10 protein-coding genes and 1 pseudogene are annotated in these 12,497 nt (G+C 67.8%); 8 read left to right on the top strand and 3 right to left on the bottom strand.

The annotated features are described in order from the left end of the window. Positions 1-74 precede the first annotated feature (74 nt). Both amaB and ASC78_RS10795 read right to left on the bottom strand, forming a co-directional pair. Positions 75-1,613 carry an L-piperidine-6-carboxylate dehydrogenase gene (amaB, locus tag ASC78_RS10800; RefSeq protein WP_055800552.1) on the bottom strand — a complete coding sequence of 513 codons (1,539 nt, stop codon included), beginning with the start codon at positions 1,611-1,613 and terminating at the stop codon, positions 75-77. A gap of 169 nt (positions 1,614-1,782) precedes the next feature. Further along, a complete protein-coding gene (locus tag ASC78_RS10795) occupies positions 1,783-2,643 on the bottom strand; it encodes an IclR family transcriptional regulator (RefSeq protein ID WP_055800550.1) in 861 nt (286 codons plus the stop codon). 205 nt (positions 2,644-2,848) lie between these two features. Here ASC78_RS10795 and ASC78_RS10790 point away from each other — a divergent pair, with 205 nt between their 5' ends. From ASC78_RS10790 to ASC78_RS10760, 7 genes and pseudogenes are all read left to right on the top strand, one after another. Continuing rightward, entirely contained in the window at positions 2,849-3,919 is a 1,071-nt protein-coding gene (locus ASC78_RS10790) for an ABC transporter ATP-binding protein (RefSeq protein ID WP_055800547.1), read from the top strand. Then, complete coding sequence (locus ASC78_RS10785) at positions 3,916-4,776, top strand: ABC transporter permease (RefSeq protein WP_055800544.1); 861 nt, start codon at positions 3,916-3,918, stop codon at positions 4,774-4,776. The genes ASC78_RS10790 and ASC78_RS10785 overlap by 4 nt, the downstream gene beginning before the upstream one ends. 4 nt (positions 4,777-4,780) lie before the next feature. Further along, positions 4,781-5,575: an ABC transporter permease gene (locus ASC78_RS10780; protein ID WP_055800541.1), complete on the top strand. Its 795-nt coding sequence runs from the start codon at positions 4,781-4,783 to the stop codon at positions 5,573-5,575. Further along, the gene (locus ASC78_RS10775) at positions 5,576-5,884 is read left to right on the top strand and encodes a (2Fe-2S)-binding protein (protein WP_055800539.1); all 309 of its coding nucleotides are present in this window, start codon (positions 5,576-5,578) and stop codon (positions 5,882-5,884) included. After that, on the top strand, positions 5,881-7,296 hold the full coding sequence (locus ASC78_RS10770; RefSeq protein ID WP_055800534.1) for an FAD/NAD(P)-dependent oxidoreductase: 1,416 nt from the start codon (positions 5,881-5,883) through the stop codon (positions 7,294-7,296). The genes ASC78_RS10775 and ASC78_RS10770 overlap by 4 nt, the downstream gene beginning before the upstream one ends. Further along, on the top strand, positions 7,293-8,438 hold the full coding sequence (locus tag ASC78_RS10765) for an NAD(P)/FAD-dependent oxidoreductase (protein WP_055800532.1): 1,146 nt from the start codon (positions 7,293-7,295) through the stop codon (positions 8,436-8,438). The genes ASC78_RS10770 and ASC78_RS10765 overlap by 4 nt, the downstream gene beginning before the upstream one ends. 12 nt (positions 8,439-8,450) lie before the next feature. Next, positions 8,451-9,515 (top strand): annotated as a pseudogene (locus ASC78_RS10760) (ABC transporter substrate-binding protein); the annotation flags it as partial. A 287-nt stretch (positions 9,516-9,802) separates the two neighbouring features. On the opposite strand, the gene ASC78_RS10755 reads toward ASC78_RS10760, so the two are convergent. Next, positions 9,803-11,434, bottom strand: coding sequence for a GMC family oxidoreductase (locus tag ASC78_RS10755; protein WP_055800529.1), 1,632 nt, complete (start codon positions 11,432-11,434; stop codon positions 9,803-9,805). A gap of 135 nt (positions 11,435-11,569) precedes the next feature. Between ASC78_RS10755 and ASC78_RS10750 the strand changes: the two genes are divergently transcribed. Then, positions 11,570-12,484: a LysR family transcriptional regulator gene (locus tag ASC78_RS10750; protein WP_055800526.1), complete on the top strand. Its 915-nt coding sequence runs from the start codon at positions 11,570-11,572 to the stop codon at positions 12,482-12,484. Positions 12,485-12,497: the final 13 nt, after the last annotated feature.

Genomic DNA, 12,497 nt, shown 5'->3' with positions numbered 1-12,497 from the left:
TTCCGGGGCACGCACGGCCGCTGTCTTGCCGCTGCGACGAAATGCCGCGCGGCAGAACAGAAGGCCGGAGTCGATCAGTCGTTGATCTCGAAGGTCACGCCCTGGGCAAGGGGCAATGCCGTCGAATAGTTGATGGTGTTGGTGGCACGGCGCATGTACGCCTTCCAGCTGTCGGAGCCGGCTTCGCGTCCGCCGCCGGTCTCTTTCTCGCCGCCGAAGGCACCGCCGATCTCGGCGCCGCTCGGGCCGATGTTGACGTTGGCAATGCCGCAGTCGGAACCGGCGCTCGACAGGAAGCGCTCGGCCTCGCGCACGTTGAGTGTGAAGATCGACGATGACAGGCCCGCGCCCACGGCGTTGTGCCATTCGATGGCGTCGTCGAGCGCGCTGTAGCGCACCACGTAAAGAATGGGTGCGAAGGTTTCGCGCAGCACCGGGCCTTCGTGCGACTTCAGCTCGACCAGCGCCGGGCGCACGTAGAAGGCGTCCTTCGTGCCGATGCCGTCAACGCGTTGGCCGCCATGCACCGTGGCGCCGATCTCGCGGCTTTCGCCCAAGGCCTTCTGCATGCCGTCGAAGGCGGCGCGGTCGATCAGCGGCCCGACCAGCGTGCCGGCCTCGCGCGGATCGCCCACCTGCACGTTGCCGTACACCTTGGCGAGCTTGGGCACCAGCGCGTCGTACACGCTGTCGTGCACGAAGAGCCGGCGCAGCGTGGTGCAGCGCTGGCCGGCCGTGCCCATGGCCGAGAACGCGATGGCGCGCAGCGTGAGGTCGAGGTCGGCCGACGGCGTGACGATGGCCGCGTTGTTGCCGCCGAGTTCGAGAATCGCGCGGGCAAAGCGCGCGGCCAGCTTCGGGCCCACCTGCCGGCCCATCGCGGTGGAGCCGGTGGCCGAGAGAATGGGCACGCGGTGATCGTCGACCAGCACTTCGCCGATGTCGCGTTGGCCCAGCAACAGGCCGAGCAGGCCTTCGGGCGCATCGCCGAAACGCGCGAGGGCGCGCTGCGCAATGGCGTGTGTGGCCAGCGCGGTGAGCGGCGTCTTTTCAGACGGCTTCCACACCACCGAATCGCCGCACACCAGCGCAAGCGCCGCGTTCCACGACCACACGGCCACCGGAAAGTTGAAGGCCGAGATCACGCCGCACACGCCCAGCGGATGCCAGGTTTCCATCATGCGGTGCTCGGCGCGCTCGGTGGCGAGCGTGAGGCCGTAGAGCTGGCGCGAGAGGCCGACCGCGAAGTCGCAGATGTCGATCATTTCCTGCACCTCGCCCGCGCCTTCGGACGGGATCTTGCCGGCTTCGAGCGTGACGAGGCGGCCAAGGTCGCCCTTGGCGGCGCGCAGTTCTTCGCCGAGGAGGCGCACCAGCTCGCCGCGACGCGGGGCGGGCACGTTGCGCCACGCCTTGAAAGCCTCGTGCGCGTGGCCGATGGCTTCGGCCGCCTCGGCGGCAGTGGTTTGCCGCACCTGTGCAACCACCTCGCCGGTGACCGGCGACCGCACCATCAGTTCGCCGCCGGTGCAGGCGGAACCCGGAACGCCGAGGCGCTGCAGCAACTGCTCGATTTCGGCGGCGACGGAAAGGGAGGATTTGGCTTCTGGCATGGACGCTCCGGCGTGGAGAAAAGAAAAAACAGAACGAAGGGAAACGGGATGCGGCAACGGTCAATATCTGCGAATCACGCGTGCTTGCATAGCGAAAAAACGGAAGGACTTGGTGCGTTTCAAGAAGGAACTCAGCCACCCTTCATGCTCAGAGCGCACAAACACAGGTTCAGGTCGAGGGCCCTGGCGCGTCGGGCAGGCTGATGCGCTGCCCCGCCGGCGAACCCGCGAGGCTCTGCGCCGGCCGCCGCAAGGTCGCGTCGAACGGATTGATCTTCGGGCCGATGGCCGCCGCCTCGCGCTTGAGCAGTTCCACCACCGTGGGCATGCGGTCAGCACTGAGCCGGTCGGCGATGGTGCCCACGCTCAATGCGGCCACGGCGCGGCCCTCGCGGTCGAGGATGGGTACCGCCACGCCGGCCATGCCTTCGAGCAGGCCGGTGTTGCGCCCCGCGTAGCCGGCCTGGCGCACGCGCTCGATCTCGGTGCGCAGATAAACCTCGTCGTACACGCCGTACTCCCGCACGCGCGAGAGGTTGAAGCGGATCACTTCCTCGCGTTCGGCTTCCGGCAGAAAGGCCAGGATCGCGAGCGCGCCCTGCCCCACGCCCAGCGCAATGCGCCCGCCGATGTCGCCCGTGAACGAGCGGATGGGGAACGGCCCTTCGCTTCGGTCGAGGCAGATCGCGTCGAAGCCGCTGCGCGCCAAGAGAAAGATGCTGTCGCCCAGGCTCGCGCACAGGCGCAGCAGCACGGGGCGGCAGATGGAGCGCAGGTCGCCGGGGTTGCCGGCACTGGCCGCGAGCGCGAAGAAATCGATGCTCAACCGATAGAGCTTGCTGCGCTCATCCTGTTCGACCATGCCCTCGGCCATGAGCGACTGCAGCAAGCGGTGCGTGGTGGCCTGCGTGAGGCCCACAGAACGTGCGATCTGGGTCACGCGGCCGCCCTCGGCCTGCACCGCACCGAGCGCGCGGATCACCGAAAAGACACGCGGCACGCCGCCGCTGGCCGCCGAAGGGGTTTCCATACCTTGCTCCTGTGGAATTCCAAAGTTCGTTGGGATGCATCATATTCCGTTCATCGGAATAAATCCGATAAAGATTCTGATTAATGGAATACCCGAGGCGAACTGGCGTGATCGTTGCAATAGAGTGAATTGAAAGTTCTCTCTATGTCCATGGCGTGCACCAAGGTGTGGCGCTCCATCCAAGACTGCGCAGAAAGGCCCTTCCATGTCATTCCTACGGCTCACCGACGTGACCAAGTTCTACGGCGCCACGCGCGCCGTCTCGGCCATGAACCTCACGGTGGAGAAAGGTGAGTTCGTCTCGCTGCTCGGCCCTTCGGGCTGCGGCAAAACCACGACGCTGCAGATGATCGCGGGCTTCGAGGCGGTCTCCAGCGGGCGCATCGAGCTTGCGGGCAAGGACATCACGCATGCCAAGGCGAACACGCGCGGCTTGGGCATCGTGTTCCAGACCTACGCCCTCTTTCCGCACATGAGCGTGGCCGACAACGTGAGCTTCGGCCTGGAGATGCGCAAGATGCCGAAGTCCGAACGCACCGAACGGGTGAAGCAGGCGCTCGCGCTGGTTCACCTCGAAGCGCACGCCACGCGCTACCCGCGCGAGCTCTCGGGCGGGCAGCGCCAGCGCGTGGCACTCGCCCGCGCCCTGGTAATCGAACCGCCGGTGCTGCTGCTGGACGAGCCGCTCTCCAACCTGGACGCCAAGCTGCGCGAGGAAATGCAGTTCGAGCTGCGCCAGATCCAGCGCAAGGTCGGCACCACCACCGTGATGGTCACGCACGACCAGAGCGAAGCCATGTCCATCAGCGACCGCGTGGTGGTAATGGAAGGCGGCTGCGCCACGCAGATCGACCATCCGCACCGCGTGTACGAGCATCCGAGCACGCGCTTCATCTCCACTTTCGTGGGCAAGGCCAATTTGCTGGACGCGCGCGTCAAGGCTTGCGGCGCGCGCAGCTGCCATGTCGAGATCGGTTCGCTGACCGTGGAGGTCGACGACACCGGCTACGCATCGGGCGCGTCGGTGCTGATGAGCGTGCGGCCCGAAAAGCTGCAGCTGGTGGAGGCCGGCCGCGGCCGCCTCGACGGCACGGTGCAAGAACGCTTCTTCCTCGGCAGCCAATGGCTCTACCGCCTGAGCACGCACGCCGGCGACCTGACCGTGCTCAGCCCCAACGACGGCCGCGACGCGCTCGATGAAGGCAGCAACGCCGGCATCGACTGGCCCGCGCACTGCACGCGCCTGCTGCCGGCCGACGAGGCGGTGGCGGCATGAGCGGTTCGACCAAGGCGGCCACGCCGTGGTGGCTCTCCGGCCCCGCGCTGCTGCTGTTCGCGGCCCTGCTGCTGGTTCCGCTCGCGCTCACCGCGGTGCTGTCGTTCAACGTCTACGACCCGGCCACCGGCCCCAAGGCCGGCGAGTTCACGCTCGAGCACTACGCGCACGTGTTCACCGACTCGTACTACCACGGCATCTTCTGGCGCACCTTCTGGATCTCGGGCCTCGTCACCCTGATCTGCGTGCTGATCGGCGCGCCCGAGGCCTATGTGCTGAGCCGCATGCGCAACCCGTGGCGCTCGGTGCTGTTGCTGGTGGTGCTGGCCCCGCTGCTGGTGTCCGTGGTGGTGCGCGCCTTCGGCTGGAGCATGCTGCTCGGGCCCGAAGGCGCGGTGAACGGCCTGCTGCGGCTGGTGGGCATCGGGCCGGTGAAGATGCTCTACACCGAGATTGCCGTGATCGTGGCGCTGGTGCACGTGATGCTGCCCTTCATGGTGATCCCGGTCTGGACCTCGCTGCAGAAGCTCGATGCGGGCGTGGAGAACGCGGCGCTGTCGCTCAGAGCCTCGCCCTTCACCACACTCAGGCGCATCGTGCTGCCGCAGGTGATGCCGGGCATTCTCTCGGGCAGCCTGATCGTGTTCGGCCTGGCCGCGAGTTCGTTCGCGATCCCGGGGTTGCTCGGTGGGCGTCGATTGAAGATGGTTGCCACCGTCGTCTACGACGAATACCTGCACGAACTGAACTGGCCGCTCGGCGCGGCGGTGGCGCTCACATTGCTGGCAGCCAACCTGATCGTGATGCTGAGCTACAACCGCCTCGTCGAAGGCCGCTACAAGAAAGCGCTGGGATAACCGAATGAGCAAGAACGGCCCCCTCGCCCTCGCGTTCAACGCGCTCGTCATCACCTTCATGCTGGCGCCGCTCGTGGTGGTGTGCATCGTCGCGTTCACGCCCGAGAGCACATTGACCATTCCCACCACGCACTTCTCGTTGCGCTGGTTCGAAGCGGCGTTCGCGCATCCGGACTTCATGCAGTCGTTCTGGAACAGCCTGTGGCTTGCGCTGGCCTCGGCCACCATCGCCACGCTCATCGCGGTGCCGGCCGGCATGGCGATCACGCGCTACGCGTTCCCGGGACGCGATTTTCTCAACGGCCTGTTTCTCTCGCCGCTGATCATTCCGCACCTGGTGCTGGGCGTGGCCTTGCTGCGCCTGTTCGCGCTGGTGGGCGGCACGGGCAGCTTCGGCTGGCTGGTGATGGCGCACGCACTGATCGTCACGCCCTACACGCTGCGCCTGGTGGTTGCCGCGCTCGTGGGCTTCGACCGCAGCGCCGAGCAGGCCGCGCTCTCGCTGGGCGCGAGCCAGGCCACGATGTTCCGGCGCATCACGCTGCCCATGATCCTGCCGGGCGTCACGGGCGGCTGGCTGCTGGCTTTCATCAACAGCTTCGACGAAGTGACGATGTCGATCTTCGTCACCTCGCCCAGCACGGTGACGCTGCCGGTGCGCATGTACATGTATGCCACCGAGTCGATCGATCCGCTGATGGCGGCGGTGTCGGCGCTGATGGTGGCGGTGACCGCCATTGCCATGGTGGTGCTCGACCGCGTCTACGGGCTGGACCGCGTGCTGGTGGGGCGCCGATAGATGAGCCTGCCACCCCTTCATCAACCGCTGCTGCACCGCGTGGCCGAGACCGGCCGCGCCGCGGTGCCCTTCACGCTCGACGGTGAACCCGCCTCCGCGCTCACGGGCGACACGGTGCTCACGGCCGTGCTCACGCAAGCCGCCCAGTTGCGCCGCAATGAATTCAGCGGCGCGCCGCGCGCGGGCTTCTGCATGATGGGCGCGTGCCAGGATTGCTGGATCGCCACCGAGCAAGGCGATCGCCTGCGCGCCTGCTCCACTTTCATCGCGCCCGGCATGGCGCTGGTCACGGGAAGGAGCGGCACATGACGACCTCCTCTTCCGCATTGCAGCCGGTGATCGTCGGCGCCGGCCCGGCTGGCGTGCGAGCCGCCGAGGCGCTGGTGGCGCACGGCCTCCGGCCAGTGGTGATCGACGAAGCGTCGCGCGCCGGCGGCCAGATCTACCGGCGGCCGCCCGCGAGCATGGCCGAGCGCAGCGCGCAGGCGCTCTACGGCTTCGAGGCCCGCCGTGCCGACGCGGTGCATGCCGCCTTCGACTCAATGGAGGGCCACATCGACTACCGCCCAGACAGCCTGGTGTGGAACGCGCACGGCGGCCGGCTCGACGTGCTGCACGGCCCGACGCGCAGCACGACCAGCGTGCCGTATGGCCAGCTGATCGTTGCCACCGGCGCCACCGACCGCGTGCTGCCGGTGCCCGGCTGGACATTGCCCGGCGTCTACACGCTGGGGGGCGCGCAAGTCGCACTCAAGTTCCAGGGCTGCGCCATCGGGCAGCGCGTGGTGTTCATGGGCACCGGCCCCCTGCTCTACCTGGTGGCCTATCAGTACGCAAAGGCCGGCGCGAAGGTCGCCGCCGTGCTCGACACGGCGCGGCTCGCCGACCAGCTGGCCGCCACGCCCGCGATGCTGCGGCAACCCGCGGTGTTCGCAAAAGGCGTGTACTACGTGGCTTGGCTGCGTGCGCACGGCGTGGCGCTGCACAGCGGCGTGCGGCCGCAGCGCGTGCTCGGCGACGCCACCGAAAGCCGCGTGGCCGGCGTGGCATGGCGCGACGGCCGCGAAGAGCGCACGCTGGCCTGCGATGCCGTCGGCTTCGGCTATGCGCTGCGCTCCGAAACCCAGCTGGCCGATCTGCTCGGCTGCCGATTCGACTTTGCGCCGCTGCACCGGGCCCACCTGCCGGTGCGCGATGCCGCCGGCCGCTCCAGCGTAGAGGGCGTGTACCTCGCGGGCGATGGCGCCGGCATCATGGGGGCCGATGCAGCCGAATGGGCCGGCGAACGCGCCGCGCTCGCGCTGCTGGCCGACCGTGGCGTGGCCGTCGATCCCGCGCGCGCCGAAACGCTCGAACGCAAGCTCCACAAGCTCGGCGGATTTCGCCAGGGGCTGGAGCGCGCCTTCCCGGTGCCCTCCGATTGGGCCGCGCAAGCGCCCGACGAACTGGTGGTCTGCCGCTGCGAGAACATCACGGCCGGCACGTTGCGCCAGAGCGTTGCCGAGAACGGCACCGACGAAATGAACCGCCTCAAGGCCTTGTCGCGCGTCGGCATGGGCCGTTGCCAGGGCCGCATGTGCGGCGTGGCCGCGGCCGAGATCCTGGCGCACGCCACGGGGCTGCCATTGCAGCAGGTGGGACGGCTGCGCGGCCAGGCGCCGATCAAGCCGATTCCGATCCAGCTTGCCGTGCGCGAGCCTGCTGAAGGCGTCGACGCATGAGTTCGATCAAGACACTGCGCACCGACGTGGCCATTGTCGGCGGCGGCATCGTCGGCTCTTCGGCCGCGCTCGCGCTGCGGCAGATGGGCATCGGCGTGGCGCTGCTGGAGCGCGACCTCTGCGGCTCCCGCTCCAGCGGCGTGAACTTCGGCGGTGTGCGGCGCCAGGGGCGCCCGCTGAGCCAGTTGCCACTCGCGCAACGCGCGCATCGGATCTGGGGCCGCCTGCCTTCGCTGATCGGCACCGACGGCGAATACCTGCGCTCGGGCCATTTCAAGATCGCGCGCAGCGAGTCGGACATGGCCTCGCTCGAACGCTACCGCTCCCAAAGCCTGGACTTCGACCTCGGACTCGAGTTGATCTCCGATGCCCGCCTGCGCGAGCGCTGCCCCTGGCTCGGCGCGCGCGCCGTCGGCGGCTCGCTGTGCGTGGAAGACGGGCAGGCCAATCCGCGGCTGGTGTCGCCGGCCTTCGCGCTCGCGGCGCAGCGCGCGGGCGCGCAGGTCTTCGAGCGCCACGCAGTCGACGAAGTGGCGCACGACGGCGCGATGTTCATGCTGCGCTCGGGCAATGCGCTCGAAGTGCACGCGCCCGTGCTGCTCAACTGCGCGGGCGCCTGGTCCGGCCCGATCGCGACCCGATTCGACGAATCCGTGCCGCTGCGCTCGGGCAACCCCGTGATGGTGGTGACCGAGCCGATACCGCATTTCATGGACTGGAGCCTCGGCGTGGAGGGCGGCGGCATCTACGGCCGGCAGGTGGCGCGCGGCAACCTCGTGCTCGGCGGCGGCGCGGGCATCGCAGTCGATGCCGACCGCGCCCGCGCCGCCAGCGACGCCATCGCCACGCTTGCGGCACAGGCTATCGAGCTGCTGCCCGCACTGCGCCACGCGCATTTCATCCGTACCTGGAGTGGCACCGAAGGCTATCTGCCCGACCGCGAGCCGGTGCTCGGGCCCAGCCGCACCACGCCCGGACTGTTCCATGGCTTCGGCTTCTCGGGCGCGGGCTTCCAGATCGGCCCCGCGGCCGGCGAAGTGCTGGCCGAACTCGTGCGCGACGGCCGCAGCAGCACGCCGATCCAGGCCTTCTCGATCGAACGCTTCTTCGCAGAAGAACCAACCACCCCCACCCCACCCTGAAAGGAAAACACCATGTCCCGTTTCCAGAAGACCTCTTTCTTCTCTCTTCGCCGGACCGTGCTCGGTGCGGCGGCGGTTGCCGCGCTCGCGGCCGGCGGCGCAGCCAGCGCGCAGACCAAGACGCTCTACATCGGCATGAACGGCGGCACCATGGAGAAGGCGTACACGCAGTACGTGTTCCCCGCCTTCGAAAAGCTCCATGGGGCCAAGGTGGTGGTGGTGCCGGGCACCTCGTCCGACATCCTCGCGAAGGCGCAGGCCAACAAGGACCGGCCGCAGATGCACGTGATGTTCCTGGACGACGGCATCATGGTGCGCGCTATCGGCATGGGGCTGTGCCAGAAGCAGCGGCCCAATCCGTCGCTTGCAGAAATCTATCCGGCCGCGCGCTTCAAGGACGACATGGCCAGCGGCGTGAGCCTGGGCATGACGGGCCTGGCCTACAACGCGAAGATGTTCAAGGAAAAAGGCTGGGCCGCGCCCACGTCGTGGATGGACCTGGCCGACCCCAAGTACAAGGGCAAGGTGGTGTTCCAGTCGATGTCTTCATCGTCCTTCGGGCTGCACGGCTTCCTGATGTTCAACCGCATCCAGGGCGGCAACGACAAGAACGTGGAGCCCGGTTTCAAGGCCTGGCCCACCAGCATCGGCCCGAACGTGCTCGAGTACATCCCCAGTTCGGCCAAGCTGTCGGAAATGGTGCAGACCGGCGAGGCCGCGATCTTCCCGCTGACGCCCACGGCCGTGGCAGCGCTCAAGACCAAGGGCATTCCGGTGGAATACGCGCCGCCCAAGGAAGGCGCGGTGGTGCTGATGGTGGGCCAGTGCGTGATTGCCAACAACAGCGAGCCCGAGCTGTCGCAAAAGCTCGCCGAGTTCTTGCTGAGCCCGCTGGCTCAGGCCAACGTGCTGCAGTACGGCGCGCAGATCCCCACCAACCCGAAGGCACCCGCCGTGGGTGACGGCGTGCAGCAGGTGGCCGACATCAACAAATGGATGAAGACTGCGGTCACCATTGACTGGGACAGCATCAATGCGAATCGTCCTGCGTGGAATGCTCGGTGGAACAAGACGATCGCTCCCGCCGACGGGGTACCTTGCTCCGCGAATGTCCCCCGGCCTGCGGCCTCCTCCTTTATTTCGCTGCGCAAGGCACCCCATCGACGTGAGCGTTATGCGCGTGGGTCGTTGATCGGCGAAACACCAGCAGCGTGCCCCAGTGCACAGGGCATCGGGTGCTCCCCGCAGCGAAATAGAGGAGGAGCCGAAGGCGGGGGACATTCGCGGAGGGGAGTACCCGGTGGCCTGGGCACGCCACCCTGAACAGCAGCGCCTCGAAACAGCAACAGCCCCGAACAAACGCCTCAGCGATTCGCTTCCAGAATCCACCCCGCAGCCTTCTCAGCCATCATCAACGTCGGGCTGTTCGTGTTGCCGCTCGTGATCGTAGGCATCGCGCCCGCGTCCACCACGCGCAGCCCCTGCACGCCGCGCACGCGCAGCTTCGAATCGAGTACCGCCATCGGGTCGCCGTCGGCGCCCATCTTGGTTGTGCCCACCGGATGGAAGATGGTGGTCGCGATGTCGCCGGCCAGGCGCGCCAGATCTTCGTCGCTCTGGTACTGCACGCCGGGCTTCCATTCCTCGGGCTTGTACTTGGCAAGCGCGGGTTGCGACGCTATGCGGCGCGTCACGCGCAGCGAATCGGCGGCCACCTTGCGGTCTTCGTCCGTGCTCAGGTAGTTGGGCGCAATGGCGGGCGCGTCCTGGAAGCGCGAGCTCTTGATGCGCACGGTGCCGCGGCTCGTGGGGTTGAGGTTGCACACGCTCGCCGTAAAGGCCGGAAAGCTGTGCAGCGGTTCGCCGAAAGCGTCGAGCGACAACGGCTGCACGTGGTACTCGAGATTGGGCCACTCATGCTCGGGCGAACTGCGCGTGAAGGCGCCGAGCTGCGAAGGCGCCATGCTCATCGGCCCGCTGCGCTTCATCAGGTATTCGAGACCGATTTTCGCCTTGCCGTACATCGACGATGCCAGCACGTTGAGCGTGGGCGCACCATTGATCTTGTAGACCGCGCGAATCTGCAAATGGTCTTGCAGGTTGGCGCCGACGCCCGGTGCGTCGACCACCACATCGATGCCGTGCTGGCGCAGCAAATCGGCCGGGCCGATGCCCGAGAGCTGCAGGATCTGCGGCGAGCCGATGCTGCCGGCGCACAGCACCACCTCGCGCGTGGCGTGCGCGGTCACCATCTCGTGGCCGTCCCACACCTGCACGCCGGTGCAGCGCTGGCTGCCGTCGGGCTGCGCCTCGATGATCAGCTTGGTGACATGCGCGTTGACCCACATCTCGAAGTTGGGCCGGCCATAGCAGACTGGCCGCAAGAAGGCCTTGGCGGTGTTCCAGCGCCAGCCGTTCTTCTGGTTGACCTGGAAGTAGCCGACGCCTTCGTTGCTGCCGCGGTTGAAGTCGGTGCTGTGCGGCACGCCGGCCTCCACGGCGGCTTCGGCGAACGCGTCGAGGATGTCCCAGCGCAGCCGCTGCTTCTCCACGCGCCATTCGCCGCCGGCACCGTGCAGTTCGTCGGCGCCGAGGTAATAGTCCTCGTGCTTCTTGAAATCGGGCAGCACGTTCTGCCACTTCCAGTCGTCGTCGCCGGTGAGTTGCGCCCACTGGTCGTAGTCGCGCGACTGGCCGCGCATGTAGATCATGCCGTTGATGCTGGAGCAGCCGCCCAGCGTCTTGCCGCGCGGATAGCGCAGCGTGCGGCCGTTGAGGCCCGCGTCGGGCTCGGTGCTGTAGAGCCAGTCGGTGCGCGGGTTGCCGATGCAGTAGAGGTAGCCCACCGGAATGTGGATCCAGTGGTAGTCGTCCTTGCGGCCAGCCTCGATCAGCAGCGTGCGCTGTTGCGATTTGCGGGTCAGCCGGTTGCACATCAGGGCGCCGGCCGTGCCGCCGCCGATAACGATGTAGTCGAATGTGTTGTCGGCGCTCATGGCGGGCTGCTTGTCTCCGAAGAACGATATTTTTGAAGCTCATGGGCCCTGCGGGGGCCTCTGCAGGCAGTTTCGCCTAAGCCACAGGCAAAAAGCCAATGATTTCGGTGCAACTGGCTTATAAATCGTTCTTATATGACTGCCGCCGCCTTGGACCTCCAGATTCTGCGCGCCTTCGTGCTGGCGGCACGCGAGGGCAGCGTGTCGCGCGCCGCCGAGCGGCTGCATCTGACCCAGCCGGCGGTGAGCCTTCAGCTCAAGCGGCTGGCGGAAGAAACCGGACTCCAGCTCTTCACGCGAACGCCGCACGGGCTAGCGCTCACGGCCGACGGCGCGGCGCTGCTGCCGCAGGCCGAGCGCGTGCTCGCGGCCGTGGGCGACCTGCAGCAGGCCGCGCGCAACTTGCAGGGCACGGTGCGCGGTGCACTGCGCATCGGCACCATCCTCGACCCCGAATTCACCCGGCTCGGCGTGTTCCTGCGCGAACTGGTGGAGTCGGCCCCCCAGATCGAAACCGAGCTGCGCCACGGGATGAGCGGCACGGTGCTGGCGCAAGTGCTGCGCGGCGAGCTCGACGTGGGCTTTCACCTCGATGCGGATGACACGGACGATGGGAACGCCGCCGCGCCGGCGCCGCTCGCGGCGCGCACGCTCACGCGCTTCACCTACCGCGTGGTCGCACCCGCGGGCTGGGGTCCGCAGGTGCTGGGCCGCGACTGGAAGGCGCTGGCCGCGCTGCCCTGGCTCGCCACACCGCCGGAGTCCGCGCACCACCGGCTGCTCGACAAAGTGTTCGGCCCGCTCGGGCTCTCGCCGCGACGGGTGGCGCTGGTCGACCAGGAAGCCTCCATGCTCGACCTGCTGAAGTCCGGCGTGGGCCTGAGCCTGCTGCGCGACTCCATCGCCATTCGCGAGAGCCAGTCGCACGGCCTCGTGATGGCCGACCGCGTGCAGCTGGACTGCGCGCTGCGTTTTGTCTCGCTGGCGGCGCGGCGCAACGAGCCCGTGATCGCAAGCGCATGGAACGCGCTGGCGCGGGCCTGGCACTGATGACATTCGGACG

The organism is Variovorax sp. Root318D1, assembly GCF_001424835.1.
Lineage (GTDB): Bacteria > Pseudomonadota > Gammaproteobacteria > Burkholderiales > Burkholderiaceae_C > Variovorax.
This window is presented reverse-complemented; position numbering and strand designations above follow the sequence as displayed.